The following is a 15,219-nucleotide window of genomic DNA, read 5'->3' as shown; positions in this document are numbered from 1 at the left end:
GCATGAGCGGCCGGCCGGGGAATGCGCGGCGCGGTGTTTACGCAGGTGACAGGCGTCACCGGGGGCCTGTCGGGGCTGGCGCCGGGATGGGGGACCATAGGGGCGTGGCAGGTATGCGAGGCAGGCAAACGGTGCGGGACATGGTCCTGTCGCTGGCAGTGATCGGCGTCCTGGTCGGGGCGATCTACATCTTCATTCCGCACGACGAGAGCGCGGACGCGGCGAAGAACGCGGTGAAGACGGTCGACTACCGCGTCGAGCTGATCACCGCCCGGCGGGCGGCGCCCTATCCGGTCGCCGCGCCCCAGGGGCTCCCCAAGACCTGGCGCGCCACCTCCGTCTCCTACAAGGTGAGCGACGACGGCAAGGGCGGCGCCTGGCACCTGGGCATGCTCGACCCGGAGGAGCAGTACGCGGCGGTCGAGCAGAGTGACGCGCCGGCGCGGAAGTTCATCCAGGAGGTCACGCTCGGCGCCACCAGGACCGCGGGCAAGCAGGCCGTCGGCAGCAAGAAGTGGGACCGCTACGAGGGCGACAGGTACAAGGCGCTGGTCCGCGAGGAGAAGGGCGTGACCACGGTCGTCACCGGCACCGCTCCGTACGGACGGCTGGCGGACCTGGCGGCCGCGCTGGTGGCGAAGTAGGGCCGACGGACCGAAGCGCGAAGGGGCCGCCGCACCCGGGCTGGGTGCGGCGGCCCCTTGGCGTTTCCGCTACGGCCGTCAGACGGTGGTGACGGCGTCGTCGAAGGTCAGGCGCGGCGAGCGCGGGAAGAAGGCGTCCGGGCCCGGCTTGCCGATGTTGAGGACCAGGAAGGACTTCTGCTTGCCGTCGCCGAAGAACTCCTTGTCGATGCCGGTGAAGTCGAAGCCGGTCATCGGGCCGGCGGCCAGGCCGGCGGCGCGGACGCCGACGATGAAGTAGCCGGCCTGCAGGGTGGCGTTCTGGGTGCCGGCGACCTCGCGGACGGCGGCCTCGGCGAAGAAGGCGTCCTTGATGCCGGGGGCGTGCGGGAAGAGCTCCGGCAGCTTCTCGTGGAAGTCCAGGTCGACGGAGAGGATCGCGGTCAGCGGCGCGGTCAGGGTCTTCGGGCCGTTGGCGCCCATGGCGTGGTTGACCAGGCGCTGCCGGGCCTCGGGGGTGCGGACCAGGGTTATCCGCAGCGGCGACTGGTTGAAGGCGGTCGGGCCGAACTTCACCAGGTCGTAGATCGCCTGGACCTGCTCGTCCGTCACCGGCTCGTCCGTGAACGTGTTGGCGGTCTGGGCCTCACGGAAGAGGAGGTCCTGGGCGGCGGAGTCAAGGGCGAGAGACATAAAGGGCACCTCGGTGGTCAGCTCGGTGTTCAACGGGTCTGCGGCAGCCGCCGCGAATGCGGCGAGTACCACGATGCGGATACCGCAGTCCACATACTGCACGGTTCTCCGTGCTCTCCACTGTAAAGCAGATAGATTAATGTTCAACTAAATCGAGGGCGTTGTGAGCCGGTTCACATGATTCCCGTGGTTCCTGAGAACGGGTGCGCCGTGGACGCCCGTCCGCGCGCGGTGCGCGGACCGGCCTCGCCGCGCCTAGCGCTCCTCGGCCAGCGCCGCGTCCAGGCGCTCCCGGGCGCCGTCCAGCCAGCGGCGGCAGACCTTCGCCAGCGCCTCGCCGCGCTCCCACAGCGCCAGCGACTCCTCCAGCGTCGTCCCGCCCGCCTCCAGGCTGCGGACGACCTCGATCAGCTCGTCCCGCGCCTGCTCGTAGCCGAGCGTGGACTCCACCGGGGGCACCGCGGCCGGCTCCGGTCCGGCGGCGTCCGGACCGGGCTCCGCGGCGGGCTCCGCGCTCTCCGCGGCCCGCGCGCCGGTGTTCGCGCCGGCCGCCGGGCCCTGCTCCGTCTCCGCCACGCCGTCCGTCTCCCGCTCCGTCTTCGCCTGCGCCTTCGCCATGTCTCCCACCCTATTCGGGGTCACTGACAGCGCCCTGGACGCCGCCGACCCGGACCCGGAACTCGCCCGCGGACACCCGGGCCCGCAGCTCCTCGCCGTTCTCGACCTCCCCGGGGGAGCGCACCGCCGCCCCGTCCGCCTTCTGCAGCACCGCATAGCCGCGCTCCAGCGTCGCCCTGGGGGAGAGCGCGACCACCCGCGCGAGGGTGTGCGACAGCTCGGAGTCGGCCCGGTCCAGCAGATGCCCCAGCGTCCGCCGGCCGCGCTCCACCAGGGCCGTGACCTGCTCCTCGCGCTCCTCCACCATCCGCTGCGGACGCTCCATGCACGGCCGCTGCAGCGCCGCCGCCAGCCCCCGCTGCTCCCGCTGCAGGAAGCCCTCGACCGCGCGCAGCGCCCGCTCGCGCAGCTGCTGCACCCGGGCCAGCTCCTCACCCACGTCCGGCACCACCTTCTTCGCCGCGTCCGTCGGCGTCGAGGCGCGCAGATCGGCCACCAGATCCAGCAGCGGGGTGTCCGGCTCGTGCCCGATCGCCGAGACGACCGGTGTCACCGCCGCGCTCACCGCCCGGACCAACTGCTCGTCGGAGAACGGCAGCAGATCCTCCACGCTGCCGCCGCCGCGGGCCACGATGATCACGTCCACCTCGGGCAGCGCGTCCAGCTCCTGCACCGCCGCGATCACCTGCGGCACCGCATGCACGCCCTGCACCGGTACGTTGCGCACCTCGAAGCGGACGGCCGGCCAGCGGTGCCGGGCGTTCTCCAGCACGTCCCGCTCCGCGGCGCTGGCCCGCCCGCAGACCAGCCCGATCAGCTGCGGCAGGAACGGCAGCGGCCGCTTGCGGTCCGCCGCGAACAGCCCCTCCGCCGCCAGCGACTTCTTCAACTGCTCCAGCCGCGCCAGCAGCTCGCCGACCCCGACCGGCCGGATCTCCGCGGCCCGCAGCGACAGCTGACCGCGCGGGGCGTACCACTCCGGTTTGGCGTGCACCACCACCCGGGCGCCCTCGCTGATCACGTCCGCGACCTTGTCGAAGACCTGGCGGTAGCACGTCACGCGCAGCGAGATGTCGTGGGACGGATCGCGCAGCGTCAGGAAGACCACGCCCGCGCCGGGGCGGCGGGAGAGCTGGGTGATCTGCCCCTCGACCCAGACCGCGCCGAGCCGGTCGATCCAGCCGCCGATGAGCCGGGACACCTCGCCGACCGGGATCGGCGTTTCGGGGGACGTGGAGACAGCCATACGAGCGAGCGTAGCGGCGACCACCGACAGTGCCGGCCGCCTCGCCCTCAGCCCGCCGCCCCGCCCTCCCCGGGCCCCGCACCACCGGCCCGCGACCGTCGCCCGTACTGCACCGCCAGCCACACCAGCCCCACCGCCAGCCAGCAGCCGCCCACGGCCCGCGCCGTCGGCGACGCCGCCACGAGCACGGCGACCACCACCGCGAGCCCCAGCAGTGGCACCACCACGTGCCGCAGCACGCCTGGCACCCCGGCCCGCTCCCGCGCCCGGAAGCGGAACCAGCCGATCACCGAGGCGTGCAGCAGCCCGAACGCGGTCAGCGCCCCCACGTTCACGACCGACGACAGCTGGTCCAGCCCGTCGTCCCGGCGCGCCGCCCACACCGCCGCCACCAGCGTCACCACCGCCGCGCCCAGCAGCGCCCGGCGCGGCACCCCGTGGCGGGCGTCCACCTCGGCCATCGCCCCCGGCAGCCGCCGGTCCCGGGCCATCGCGAACAGCAGCCGCCCGGCCGCCGCCTGCCCCGCCAGCGCCGCGAACGCCGCCCCGATCGCCTTGCTGGCCGCCACCAACTGCCCCAGCCACGGCCCGGCGGCCGACTCCGCCGTCGCGTAGAAGGCGGCACCCTGCTCACCCGGTCTGGCCGCCAGCTCGGCCGCGGACACCGGGCGAGCAGCGCCGCGAGATACGTCTGCACGGCGAACAGCACCCCCGCCACCACCAGACAGGCCAGCACCGCCCGCGCCACCCTCGACACGCCACCCGCCGACTCCTCCGCGAACGACGCGATCGCGTCGAAGCCCAGGAACGACAGGACCGCGACCGACACCGCCGCGAGCACCGCCACCGGGGAGAAGGCGCCCGCACCGCGGAACGGCTCGCTCCAGTCCCGCCGCGCCCCCTCCGTGACCAGCACGTACCCGGCCGCGCCGACGAAGACCAGCAGCACCGCGAGCTCCATCGCCAGCACCACGAAGCCGACCACCGCCGCGGTCCGCACGCCCCACAGGTTCAGCAGCGTCGTCACCACCACGGCCAGCGCCGTCCACACCCACTGGTGCACCGACGGCACCAGGGCGTGCAGCGCGATCCCGGAGAACAGATACGCCACCGCCGGGATCAGCAGGTAGTCCAGCATCGCCATCCACCCGGCGACGAACCCGGCGCCGTCCCCCAGCCCCACCCGCGCGTAGGTGTAGACCGAACCGGCCCGCGGCGCGACCCGCACCATCTGGGCGTACGAGTACGCCGTGAACGCCATCGCGGCCGTCGCCACCAGGTAGACCAGGGTGATCGCGCCGTGCGACTTCGCCTGCAGGGTGCCGAAGATCCCGACCGGCGCCATCGGGGCGATGAACAGCAGCCCGTAGACGACCAGGTCCCGGAACGTCAGCGTCCGCCGCAGCGCCGCCGGCCCCGCCTCCTCGCCCGCCCCGGCCCGCCGCCCGACTCCATCCCGGCCTCCTCGGTAGTTCCGACCTCCCAGTCTGGGCCAGCGGCCGATCTTCGGGCGCCGGGCACGGCCCTTACGATGGACGACATGACTTCCCGCCCGTCGCCCACCGCCGCCCCCAGTGGAGACGCTGCGCGTCCCAGTGACACCCAGCCCGCCGGCCGCAAGGTCCTGCTCGCCGCCCCCGTGGCTACTGCGCGGGCGTGGACCGTGCCGTGATCGCCGTCGAGAAAGCCCTGGAGCAGTACGGCGCCCCGTCTACGTGCGCCACGAGATCGTGCACAACAAGTACGTCGTGAAGACCCTGGAGAAGAAGGGCGCGATCTTCGTCGAGCGCACGGAGGAGGTCCCGCCGGGCAACATCGTGATGTTCTCGGCGCACGGCGTCGCCCCCGTCGTCCACGAGGAGGCCAAGCAGGGCCGCCTCGCCACCATCGACGCGACCTGCCCCCTGGTGACCAAGGTCCACAAGGAAGCCGTCCGCTACGCCAGCGAGGACTACGACATCCTCCTGATCGGCCACGAGGGCCACGAAGAGGTCATCGGCACCTCCGGCGAGGCCCCCGACCACATCCAGCTCGTCGACGGTCCCGGCGACGTCGCCAAGGTCGAGGTCCGCGACCCGTCGAAGATCGTCTGGCTCTCCCAGACCACCCTCTCCGTCGACGAGACCATGGAGACCGTCGACGCGCTGAAGGAGAAGTTCCCGCAGCTGATCTCCCCGCCCAGCGACGACATCTGCTACGCCACCCAGAACCGCCAGCTCGCCGTGAAGCAGATGGGCGCCGACGCGGACCTGGTCATCGTGGTCGGCTCCCGCAACTCCTCCAACTCCAAGCGGCTTGTCGAGGTCGCCAAGCTCGCCGGCGCCCGCGAGGCCTACCTCGTGGACTTCGCCAGCGAGATCGACGAGGCCTGGCTGGAGGGCGTGACCACGGTCGGCGTCACCTCCGGCGCCTCCGTCCCGGAGGTCCTGGTCGAGCAGGTCCTGGAATGGCTCGCCGAGCGCGGCTACGGCGACGTCGAGATCGTCAAGGCGGCCGAGGAGTCCATCACCTTCTCGCTGCCCAAGGAACTCCGCCGCGATCTGCGCGCGGAGGCCAAGGCGGCGACCGAGGACACCGACGCCTGACACCCGGTCCCGACGGCGAGCGCGGCCCCGGCGGACGACAGTGCCGCCGGTTCCGCGTTCCCTGGGCGGCCGGGCCCGTCCGCGCCTAGCCTTTTCCCCATGAGGGTCTTCGGTGTGGACATCGGCGGATCGGGCATCAAGGGCGCCCCGGTGGATCTCGAACGCGGCGACCTCGTCGAGGAGCGCCACAAGGTACTGACCCCGCATCCGGCCACCCCGGACGCCGTCGCGGACTGCGTCCGCGAGGTGGTCGCGCACTTCGGCTGGACCGGCCCGGTCGGCGTGACCTTCCCCGGAGTGGTCACCGGCGGCATCACCCGCACCGCCGCCAACGTCGACAGACGATGGATCGGCACCGACGCCGCCGCCCTGATCACCGACCGCCTCGGCGGCGAGGCCGGCGGCTGCGCGGTGACCCTCCTCAACGACGCGGACGCGGCCGGCCTGGCCGAGATGCGCTTCGGCGCCGGCCGCGGCCGGGGCGGCACCGTCATCGTCCTCACCCTCGGCACCGGCATCGGCAGCGCCGTCTTCACCGACGGCCGGCTCCTCGCGAACACCGAGCTCGGCCACCTCGAACTGCACGGCCACGACGCCGAGAAACGCGCCTCCACCAAGGCCAAGGAGGACGAGGAGCTCAGCTGGCAGCGCTGGGCGCGCCGGGTCCAGAAGTACCTCGCCCATGTGGAGATGCTGTTCTCGCCCGAGCTGTTCGTGATCGGCGGCGGGGTGAGCCGCAAGGCCGAGAAGTTCCTGCCGCTGATCGAGGGCATCAGGGCCGAGATCGTGCCGGCTCAGCTTCAGAACAACGCGGGGATCGTGGGGGCTGCGATGGCCGCGTACGCCGCTCGGGCTGGCGCGCCACCTGCCGCGGCCGCGTCCCCGGCCGTGGCCGCGACCGGTCAGCCTTCCGGGCCGCCGCCCGGTCCGCCGGCCCGGGCTCCCCGCTCCGCGGTCGCGTCACCGGTCGGCTGGCCCGACGTCGCGCGCTGACCGCCGCCCGCCGGACGACCGCGATCAGCGCGCAGACCAGCGTGCCCGCGTAGAGCCAGCCGGCGTTCAGCGCGAGGACGGTGAAGACGCCCATCAGCAGCCCGCCGAAACCGTCCCCGCCGCGGTGGATCGGCACCGCCCCGAGCGTGAACGCGATCGGCAGCGTGACCGGCGCGCAGATCAGGTCGTACGGCCGCACCCACACCGCCGCGCCGACGCCCACCAGCAGGAAGAACACGCCGTACGGGGTCTGCGCGCCGCCGAGCAGCAGCTGGTCCAGGCCGGCGAAGGCGAACAGCGCGAGCGTCGCCAGCAGCCAGCAGCCCAGGCCGGTGAGCTTCGCCGCGGGCATCCGGCGCCGCAGGTTCTCCGGCGCCGCGGGCAGCGGACGCTGCGGACGCGCCCGGTAGACGGCCGAGGATTCCATCCCTGCCGGGGGCGGCACGGCCGGCCGCTCACCCACGGGTCCCGCCAGGGCCGCCGGGGTGGGCCCCGGGCGGCCCACGCCTGCGCCGGGCCGCGCGCCGTGGCCCGTACGGGCGCGGGCGCCGCGATCGGGACGGACGCGAAGCCGGAGGCCCGCATCGCGGAGAGGAAGTCGTCGTCGGGGTCGGGGGCCACGGCCTCCGCCGGGCGCGGGAGCCGGGCGTCCTGGTCCGCGGCCGGGCGTCCGGACCACGGCGGGCCGTGCTGGGGGGTGCGCGCTTCGTGTTGCTCCACTCGCCAACGGTAGGCCGCTAAGTGGTATTAACCGGTTACGGGACACGCGCTTTGGCCGAGCTTGGGACTGCGTTCGACACGAGCGGGTGCGGGGCCGGTGCGGGACGGGCCAGGACGGGACCGGGAAGGGGACGCGGCAGCCGGGGCGCCGGCCCGGGCCTGGGGCGGCCGGGCGCCGCCGCCCGCCCCGTAGACTGGTGGATCGGCCCCTCACGAGGCCGTTGCCCACCCCACCGCTCTCCCTTCGGAAGTCGAGTCGCCACCGTGTCGCTCACGATCGGAATCGTCGGTCTGCCGAATGTCGGCAAGTCGACCCTGTTCAACGCCCTGACCAAGAACGACGTGCTGGCGGCCAACTACCCGTTCGCCACCATCGAGCCGAACGTCGGCGTCGTCGGCGTCCCCGACCCCCGCCTGGCCAAGCTCGCCGAGATCTTCGCCTCCCAGAAGGTCCTCCCGGCCACCGTCGACTTCGTCGACATCGCCGGCATCGTCCGCGGCGCCTCCGAGGGCGAGGGCCTGGGCAACAAGTTCCTCGCGAACATCCGCGAGTCCGACGCGATCTGCCAGGTCATCCGCGCCTTCAAGGACGAGAACGTCGTCCACGTCGACGGCAAGGTCTCGCCCAAGGACGACATCGAGACGATCAACACCGAGCTGATCCTCGCCGACCTGCAGACCATCGAGAAGGTCCTGCCGCGCCTGGTGAAGGAGTCGCGGATCAAGAAGGACGTGGCCCCCAAGGTCAAGGCCGTCGAGGAGGCCAAGGCCATCCTGGAGAAGGGCGACACCCTCTTCGCCCACGGCATCGTCCAGGGCAGCGAGCGCAACGAGCTCCTCCACGACCTCCACCTCCTCACCACCAAGCCGTTCCTCTACGTCTTCAACGTCGACGAGGACGAGCTCACCGACGAGGACTTCAAGAACGAGCAGCGCGAGCTGGTCGCCCCCGCCGAGGCGATCTTCCTCAACGCCAAGCTGGAGGCCGACCTCGCCGAGCTGGACGAGGACGAGGCCCTCGAACTCCTCCAGTCCGTCGGCCAGGAGGAGCCCGGCCTCGCCACCCTCGCCCACGTCGGCTTCCGCACCCTCGGCCTGCAGACCTACCTGACGGCCGGCCCCAAGGAAACCCGCGCCTGGACCATCAAGCAGGGCGCCACCGCCCCCGAGGCCGCCGGCGTCATCCACACCGACTTCCAGAAGGGCTTCATCAAGGCCGAGGTCATCTCCTTCGCCGACCTGGTGGAGACCGGCTCGGTCGCCGACGCCCGCTCCGCGGGCAAGGCCCGCATGGAGGGCAAGGAGTATGTGATGCAGGACGGGGATGTGGTGGAGTTCCGCTTCAACGTCTAGCGCCCGCCGCGGCATTGATCGAACGATGCCGAAAGCATGCAGGTGAAGCGGGGTCGGTTCCCTCCGGGGTCCGGCCCCGCCGGCGTGCCTGGCGGCGGGGCCGGGCTGTCCGTCGGTGGTCGGTTCGGCCGCGCGCCGGGGTGTCAGGGCGGGGCCGGCGGGGCGATCCAGCCGAGCGAGCGCTCGACCGCGCGCTTCCAGTCCGCGTACTCCGCCTGCCGCCGCTCGGGGGCCATGTCCGGCAGCCACTGGGCGGCCCGGTGCCAATTGCGGCGCAGGACCTCCAGGTCGGGCCAGTAGCCGGCGGCGAGCCCGGCGGCGTAGGCGGCGCCCAGGGAGACCGTCTCCACGGCCATGGGGCGCACCACGGGCACGTCGAGCACATCGGCCAGGAACTGCATGAGCAGGTTGTCCGACGTCATCCCGCCGTCCACCTTGAGCACCTTCAGGGCGAGCGAGGAGTCGGCGTTCATGGCGTCGACCACCTCCCGGGTCTGCCAGCCGGTGGCCTCCAGCACCGCCCGGGCCAGGTGCCCCTTGGTGATGTACGAGGTGAGGCCGACGATGACCCCGCGGGCGTCGCTGCGCCAGTGCGGCGCGTACAGGCCGGAGAACGCCGGGACGATGTAGCAGCCGCCGTTGTTCTCGACGGTGCGCGCGAGGGTCTCGATCTCGGGGGCGCTGCTGATCAGCCCCAGCCGGTCGCGGAACCACTGGACCAGCGCGCCGGTGACGGCGATCGGGCCTTCGAGCGCGTAGACCGCGGGCTGGTCCTCGATCTTGTAGGCGACGGTGGTGAGCAGCCCGTGCCGGGACCGTACGAGGTCGGTGCCGGTGTTGAGCAGCAGGAAGCTGCCGGTCCCGTAGGTGCACTTCGCCTCGCCCGGGGAGAAGCAGGTCTGCCCGAACAGCGCCGCCTGCTGGTCACCCAGTGCCGCGGCGATACGGACGCCCGGGATGACGGAACGGGCGGTCCCGTAGGTCTCGGCCGAGGGGCGGATCTCCGGGAGCATCGAGCGGGGAACCTCGAAGAACTCCAGCAGCTCCTCGTCCCAGTCGAGGGTGCTGATGTTCATGAGCATGGTGCGGCTGGCGTTGGTGACGTCGGTCAGGTGCAAGCCGCCGGCCGGCCCGCCGGTGAGGTTCCAGATCAGCCAGCTCTCCATCGTGCCGAACAGCACCCCGCCGTCCTCGGCGCGTCGCTGCAGCCCGTCGACGTGGTCGAACAGCCAGCGGATCCGGGGGGCCGAGAAGTACGTGGAAGGGGCCAGGCAGCAGCGCCGGAGGAAGAACTCGTCCCCGGGCCGGCTCCTGAGGTCCTCGACCAGCGAACCCGTGCGGGTGTCCTGCCAGACGATCGCCCTGCCCAGCGGGACGCCGGTACGCGGGTCCCACAGCACGGTCGTCTCGCGCTGGTTGGCGATGCCGACGGCGGCGACCTCATCGGGGCCGACGTCGGCATGGGAGAGCGCCTGCGGCACCACGCGCTGCAGGGTGTGCCAGATCTCGACCGCGTCGTGCTCGACCCACCCGGGCCGGGGGAAGTGCTGCTGGTGCTCCCGCTGGACGACCGACACCAGCCGCCCCTGGTGGTCGAACAGGATGCATCGGGTGGAGGTGGTGCCCTGATCGATGGACATCACATACCGCTCAACCATGATCAGCCTTCCGTTGCGGGGCATGAGGCGGCGGGACTCACCAGCGGGCGGCCCCCAGATCCCTGGAGATCGCCTGGGCGGCGTGGCGGACCTGGCTGACCAGCGCCGACTGGGGAACCCCTTTGGAGTCGCAGATCCGCTCGACCGTCCCGGAGGCGCCGATGGCGCCCACCACGAGGCCGCCGTGGCCCCGGATCGGCGCGGCGACGCCGGCGTCGCCCATGACCATTTCTTGCACTTCGGCGGCCCACCCGAGCTCCCGGACCTCGTTGAGCGCCCGGGTGAGGTGCCCGGGGTCGACCAGGGTGTGGCGGGTGTACGCCTCCAGTCCGGCCTCCACGGCCGGCTCCAGGGGCACACTGCCGAACGCCAGCAGCACCTTGCCGAGCGAGGAGGCGTGCAGGGGCAGCAGCGCGCCCACGTCCAGCGTCTGCAGGGTGTCGTCGGGGCGGAAGACGTGGTGGACGATGAGCACCTTGCCCTCCAGGGGCGCGCCCAGCCGGACCGCCTCCCCGCTGCGGGCGGCGAGCGCGTCGGCCCAGTTGATGGAGCGGGACCGCAGCTCGTTCACGTCGAGGTAGCTGGTGCCCAGGTGCAGCAGCGCCGCCCCGAGCTGGTACTTCCCGGTCGCGGGGTCCTGCTCGACGAAGTCGATGTTCTGCAGGGTGCGCAGGATGCCGTGGGTGGTGCCCTTCGCCAGCCCGAGCGACACGGCCACCTCACCCAGCCCGAGCCGACGGGGCCCACTGGCGAGCAGACGCAGGATTGCCGCCGCCCGTTCGATCGACTGGACCGGGCCGGCCATGAGGCCATCGTAGTCCCGCGGTCGGCATCCGCCGGGGAGACGGCCCTCCGCGGGCGAGCGTTCGGTAATGCCGACCGGTGTTCATTGACCGCCCCCCTCGTGCCTCATAGCGTCCCCCTCAAGCCCGGCGTTCCAGCCGGTACGGGGGCCTCGGAGGAGGCGGCATGACGGCACAGCTTGACGCGGCGGTTCGGGAGGCGTCCGAACATGTCTTTCCGCTGCCGCACATCCCCGAGTCCGTCTCGGTCGTCCGCCGGCGGGCGCGTACGGTCCTGGCCGACTGGAACCTGGCACCGGACCTCGCCGAGGACGCGCTCCTGGTGATCTCGGAGCTCATCACCAACGCGGTCGTCCATGCCCTGCCGCCGGCGGTGCTGCGGCTGTCACGGGTCGTCGACGGGGGCCACGGCCTGCGGGTCGAGGTGACCGACGCCGGGGCCGGGGCGGCCGGCCGGCCGACCGTGGAGCCCTGCCCGGGCGAGCACGGACGCGGGCTCGGCATCGTCACCGCCCTGGCGACCGGGTGCGGCACACGGGTCCACGCGGGCGGCATCACATGGTGGGCGGAACTCCGCGCCGCGTGAACCACCGCCGACCCCCGCAGGCCGGGGCGGCGCACGCCCGAGGACGGCCGTTCCGGCAGCCCGTACCGCGCCGTCCCGGCGCCGGGACGAGGGCGGGCGGCGGCGCGCCGGGTGGAGGGGGATGATCCATTCTCTCCCGGAAAGGGGCCCCGGCGCATCGACTTCCCGGATGATCTTGAACGCGTGCGGCGGCCCTAGCGTGGACGCATGACGCGAAGCGCGAGGGATACGGGCCGGGACCTGGTGTGCGAGGCCGGCGACGGGGCGGAGCTGGCGGTGCGGGACCACGGCGGGGCCGGGACGGCGCTGCTGTTGCTGCACGGGGCCGGACGGACGCTCATGGACTGGGAACGGGTGGCGCCGCTGCTGGCCACCGGGCACCGCGTGCTGGCGCTGGACCTGCGGGGGCACGGGCGGTCGGGGGACGGCGCGGTGCCGTGGACCTTCGAGACGGCCGTCGAGGACGTACGGGCCGTGCTGACGGCGTGCGGGATACCGCGGGCCGTGGTGGTCGGGCACTCCCTGGGCGGGATGGTGGCCGTACGGTGCCTGGAGGCCCTGGCGGACCTCGTGCCCGCGGCGGTGAACCTCGACGGGCACGGGATGGGACGGCCGGAGCAGTACGCCGGGCTGGACCCGGATCGGGTGCGGGAACGGCTCGCCGAGGCACGGCAGTTCGCCGAGGAGGCGGGCGGACGACCCTTCGACGCCGCGGCGTTGGCGGGCGTGATCGGCTATCAGACCGGCATGGCCGCCGAGTTGGGGATTCCCGCCGACGTGATGGAGGCGGGCGTGCGCCGGTCCTTGGCGGAGGCCGGGGACGGGCGGCTCTTCCTGCGGCCCGGGCGGCGGCAGGCCGGGGAGGTGCAGACGGCGATGGCCGGGCTCGACCTGTTCGGTCGGTACCGGAACGTTTCCCGGCCGCTGCTGATCGCCCGGGCGCTGCGCCCCAACCCGCCGGTGCCGGGCGTGCCGTCGTGGTTCGACGACCTGATGGCGGCCTATACGGAGGGCCTGCGGCACGATCTGGCGGAGCTGGCCCGGACGCAGCCGCACGTCACCGTCGCCGGGGTGGACGCGACCCATGCGATGGTGCTGGAACGGCCGGTGGAGATCGCGGAGTTGGTGGCCACGTTCGCAGCGGGACGGTGAACGGGCGCCCGGGGCCCGGAACTTGGGGTTCCGGGCCCTACGGCGGGCCTAGCGCGGGAACAGCTCGAACAGGGTCGCCGGGCGGCCCCGGTGGCGTTCCCCGCCGGTGCGGAGGGTCTGCTCGATGAAGGCGCGGGCGTAGGACTGCGCGTCCTGCCCGTGGCCGCGCAGGCCGTTGATGTACGTACCGTGCGCCGCCAGGGAGGCCACCGCGCGGTCGATGCCGGGGCCGACCTCGGCGGCGTGCGTGGGATACGGCGAGCCCGCCACGGCGACCCAGCGGACGCCGTTCCAGGGGGCGAGGCCGGCGGCGTCGGCGAGCTCCGGGAAGATCCAGCGGTTGCCGGCGTCGCCCGCCGCGTCCAGGACCGCCCGGCCGACCACCCGGTGGTCCGGGGTGTTCCAGTGCCCTCCGGGCCAGGTGTCGTGGTGGTTGAGGGTGATCAGGAGCTCCGGGCGGTGGCGGCGGATGGCCGCGGAGAGGTCGCGGCGCAGCGCCGTTCCGCCGTCGATCGTGCCGTCCCGGTGGTGGTCGAGGAATTCCACGGTGTGGACGCCGACGAGCGCGGCGCCGGCCCGCTGTTCGACCTCCCGCACCCGGGCGCACTCCGCCGGGGCCAGCCCGTCGATACCGGCCTCGCCACGGGTGACCAGGAGGTAGCTGACCTCGCGCCCGGCGGCGGTCCATTCGGCGATGGCCGCGGCGGCACCGTATTCGAGGTCGTCGGGGTGGGCGGCGACGGCGAGGGCCCGCTGCCAGTCCTTGGGCATGGGGGAGAGGTGGGGCTCGGCGGGCATGGGGCGCCTTCCTTCCTGCTCCGGGCCGGTCGTTTCCGTTCCGGGGTGGTCCGGGCCGTTCCCCGGGTGGTCCGGTCCGTTCCCCGGGTGGTCCGGTCCGTTCCCGGGTGGTCCGGAACGGTCGCTTTTCGGTCGCGTTTCGGGGCGGTCGTCCGGCCGTCCCGTCGGGGCGTCGTCGGGCCGCCCGTTTGGCGTGGTCGTCATCGTGCCCGCCCCTGTGGGTGGGCCATGTGGACGATCGTGACATGACGAGGTGGCGCGTGCGGGTGTGACGCCGGAGGTGGGCGAGGCGGAAGATGCGCACGGCCAGTGCGGGCGCGGACGGTCCCCAGGTGGCTGAGCTGGGTTTCATCACAACAGGTGAATATCTGGCCCGAGGTTGCGGTCGACCACGCGCGGTTGCCACGCTGTTGCTGACTGTCAAGCTGTTGGGAGGGGCACGTGCCTTTCGGTGAGCAGCCCGCGTACCTACGCGTCGCCGGTGACCTGCGCCAGAAGATCGTCGACGGCGTGCTGCCGCCGCACACCCGCCTCCCCTCCCAGGCCCGGATCCGCGAGGAGTACGGCGTCTCGGACACCGTCGCCCTGGAGGCCCGCAAGGTCCTGATGGCGGAGGGGCTCGTCGAGGGCCGCTCGGGGTCGGGGACGTACGTGCGCGAGCAGCCCGTGCCGCGGCGGATCGCGCGGGTCGGGTTCCATGCGGTGGGTGGATGTACGCCCTTCCGGCAGGAGCAGACGGACGAGCGGGTGCGCGGCACCTGGGAGTCCAGCAGCGAGCAGGAGGCGGCCAGTTCGGCGGTCGCCGCCCGGCTGCGGATCCCGCCGGGCGGCAGGGTGATGCGGACCCGCTACCTCTTCCGTGCGGAGGGTGAGCCGGCGATGCTCTCGACCTCCTGGGAGCCGCTGGAGGTGACCGGCCGGTCTCCGGTGATGCTGCCCGAGGAGGGGCCGCTGGCCGGGCGCGGCGTCGTCGAGCGGATGGCGGCCATCGACGTCGTGGTGGACAACGTCATCGAGGAGGTCGGCGCGCGCCCCGCGCTGGCCGAGGAGGCCATGGCGCTGGGCGGGGTCCCGGGCCATGCGGTGCTGGTGATCTCGCGGACGTACTTCGCGGGCGGCCGCCCGGTCGAGACGGCCGACGTCATCACCCTCGCGGACCGCTACCGGGTCGCGTACCACCTGCCGGTGAAGTAGGGGGCGGGGGCGGGGCTGGGGGCCTCTGGTTCGCAGGGCCGCTGGCCCCGTTCCATGGAGCCGTCGGCCCTGCCTCGTTAAGTAGCCGACCCCTAGGGCGGGTGCGAACGGATCCCGTAGGGGTTGCGCGCGCCCCCTGTGGGCCCACAACGGGCCGGGAGGAGACGGTATTCCCGAGGGGCGGCACCTCTGAGGGG

General features: G+C 73.1%; 12 protein-coding genes and 3 pseudogenes. 7 read left to right on the top strand and 8 right to left on the bottom strand.

Translation table 11 applies throughout. From position 1 onward, the window contains the following. The first annotated feature begins 113 nt into the window (after positions 1-113). Positions 114-644, top strand: a complete 531-nt coding sequence (locus OJ254_RS04090) for a DUF4245 domain-containing protein (RefSeq protein WP_265365037.1) — start codon at positions 114-116, stop codon at positions 642-644. 78 nt (positions 645-722) lie between these two features. Here OJ254_RS04090 and OJ254_RS04085 read toward each other — a convergent pair whose 3' ends face one another. The 4 genes and pseudogenes from OJ254_RS04085 to OJ254_RS04070 form a co-directional block, all read right to left on the bottom strand. Then, positions 723-1,316: a malonic semialdehyde reductase gene (locus tag OJ254_RS04085; RefSeq protein WP_265361290.1), complete on the bottom strand. Its 594-nt coding sequence runs from the start codon at positions 1,314-1,316 to the stop codon at positions 723-725. A 255-nt stretch (positions 1,317-1,571) separates the two neighbouring features. After that, on the bottom strand, positions 1,572-1,775 hold the full coding sequence (locus tag OJ254_RS04080; protein ID WP_265365036.1) for an exodeoxyribonuclease VII small subunit: 204 nt from the start codon (positions 1,773-1,775) through the stop codon (positions 1,572-1,574). A 169-nt stretch (positions 1,776-1,944) separates the two neighbouring features. Then, the gene (gene xseA, locus OJ254_RS04075; RefSeq protein ID WP_265361289.1) at positions 1,945-3,180 is read right to left on the bottom strand and encodes an exodeoxyribonuclease VII large subunit; all 1,236 of its coding nucleotides are present in this window, start codon (positions 3,178-3,180) and stop codon (positions 1,945-1,947) included. Positions 3,181-3,227: 47 nt separating this feature from the next. Then, a pseudogene (locus OJ254_RS04070) lies at positions 3,228-4,525 on the bottom strand (APC family permease). A gap of 195 nt (positions 4,526-4,720) precedes the next feature. Between OJ254_RS04070 and OJ254_RS04065 the strand changes: the two are divergent. Further along, a pseudogene (locus OJ254_RS04065) lies at positions 4,721-5,765 on the top strand (4-hydroxy-3-methylbut-2-enyl diphosphate reductase). Between the two features lie 99 nt (positions 5,766-5,864). After that, positions 5,865-6,758: a polyphosphate--glucose phosphotransferase gene (gene ppgK, locus OJ254_RS04060; RefSeq protein ID WP_265361288.1), complete on the top strand. Its 894-nt coding sequence runs from the start codon at positions 5,865-5,867 to the stop codon at positions 6,756-6,758. A 61-nt stretch (positions 6,759-6,819) separates the two neighbouring features. Here ppgK and OJ254_RS30900 read toward each other — a convergent pair. Next, positions 6,820-7,110 (bottom strand): annotated as a pseudogene (locus OJ254_RS30900) (DUF6542 domain-containing protein); the annotation flags it as partial. 632 nt (positions 7,111-7,742) lie between these two features. Between OJ254_RS30900 and ychF the strand changes: the two are divergent. Next, complete coding sequence (gene ychF / locus OJ254_RS04050; RefSeq protein WP_261955904.1) at positions 7,743-8,831, top strand: redox-regulated ATPase YchF; 1,089 nt, start codon at positions 7,743-7,745, stop codon at positions 8,829-8,831. Positions 8,832-8,974: 143 nt separating this feature from the next. Here the strand turns inward: ychF and glpK are convergent, their stop codons facing one another. Both glpK and OJ254_RS04040 read right to left on the bottom strand, forming a co-directional pair. Then, positions 8,975-10,489 carry a glycerol kinase GlpK gene (glpK, locus tag OJ254_RS04045; RefSeq protein WP_265361286.1) on the bottom strand — a complete coding sequence of 505 codons (1,515 nt, stop codon included), beginning with the start codon at positions 10,487-10,489 and terminating at the stop codon, positions 8,975-8,977. 37 nt (positions 10,490-10,526) lie between these two features. Then, positions 10,527-11,294 carry an IclR family transcriptional regulator gene (locus OJ254_RS04040; protein ID WP_261955894.1) on the bottom strand — a complete coding sequence of 256 codons (768 nt, stop codon included), beginning with the start codon at positions 11,292-11,294 and terminating at the stop codon, positions 10,527-10,529. Between the two features lie 164 nt (positions 11,295-11,458). Between OJ254_RS04040 and OJ254_RS04035 the strand changes: the two genes are divergently transcribed. Together OJ254_RS04035 and OJ254_RS04030 are read left to right on the top strand one after the other, a co-directional pair. After that, on the top strand, positions 11,459-11,878 hold the full coding sequence (locus tag OJ254_RS04035) for an ATP-binding protein (protein ID WP_265361285.1): 420 nt from the start codon (positions 11,459-11,461) through the stop codon (positions 11,876-11,878). A 207-nt stretch (positions 11,879-12,085) separates the two neighbouring features. Next, positions 12,086-13,030: an alpha/beta fold hydrolase gene (locus OJ254_RS04030; protein ID WP_265361284.1), complete on the top strand. Its 945-nt coding sequence runs from the start codon at positions 12,086-12,088 to the stop codon at positions 13,028-13,030. A 48-nt stretch (positions 13,031-13,078) separates the two neighbouring features. On the opposite strand, the gene OJ254_RS04025 is transcribed toward OJ254_RS04030, so the two are convergent. Next, a complete protein-coding gene (locus tag OJ254_RS04025) occupies positions 13,079-13,828 on the bottom strand; it encodes a PIG-L deacetylase family protein (RefSeq protein WP_265361283.1) in 750 nt (249 codons plus the stop codon). A 441-nt stretch (positions 13,829-14,269) separates the two neighbouring features. On the opposite strand from OJ254_RS04025, the gene OJ254_RS04020 reads away from it, so the two are divergent. Further along, entirely contained in the window at positions 14,270-15,022 is a 753-nt protein-coding gene (locus OJ254_RS04020) for a GntR family transcriptional regulator (RefSeq protein ID WP_265361282.1), read from the top strand. Positions 15,023-15,219 lie beyond the last annotated feature (197 nt).

The sequence above is a fragment of the Streptomyces endophytica genome (assembly GCF_026153355.1).
GTDB lineage: Bacteria > Actinomycetota > Actinomycetes > Streptomycetales > Streptomycetaceae > Streptomyces > Streptomyces endophytica.
The sequence above is the reverse complement of the archived record's forward strand: the minus strand, read 5'-3'. Positions and strand labels throughout refer to the sequence as shown.

Bases quoted from the DNA above. Each gene is read 5' to 3' on its own strand.
- OJ254_RS04090 (WP_265365037.1), top strand. From the start codon at position 114: ATGCGAGGCAGGCAAACGGTGCGGGACATGGTCCTGTCGCTGGCAGTG.
- OJ254_RS04085 (WP_265361290.1), bottom strand. From the start codon at position 1,316: ATGTCTCTCGCCCTTGACTCCGCCGCCCAGGACCTCCTCTTCCGTGAG.
- xseA (WP_265361289.1), bottom strand. From the start codon at position 3,180: ATGGCTGTCTCCACGTCCCCCGAAACGCCGATCCCGGTCGGCGAGGTG.
- ppgK (WP_265361288.1), top strand. From the start codon at position 5,865: ATGAGGGTCTTCGGTGTGGACATCGGCGGATCGGGCATCAAGGGCGCC.
- glpK (WP_265361286.1), bottom strand. From the start codon at position 10,489: ATGGTTGAGCGGTATGTGATGTCCATCGATCAGGGCACCACCTCCACC.
- OJ254_RS04040 (WP_261955894.1), bottom strand. From the start codon at position 11,294: ATGGCCGGCCCGGTCCAGTCGATCGAACGGGCGGCGGCAATCCTGCGT.
- OJ254_RS04035 (WP_265361285.1), top strand. From the start codon at position 11,459: ATGACGGCACAGCTTGACGCGGCGGTTCGGGAGGCGTCCGAACATGTC.
- OJ254_RS04030 (WP_265361284.1), top strand. From the start codon at position 12,086: ATGACGCGAAGCGCGAGGGATACGGGCCGGGACCTGGTGTGCGAGGCC.
- OJ254_RS04025 (WP_265361283.1), bottom strand. From the start codon at position 13,828: ATGCCCGCCGAGCCCCACCTCTCCCCCATGCCCAAGGACTGGCAGCGG.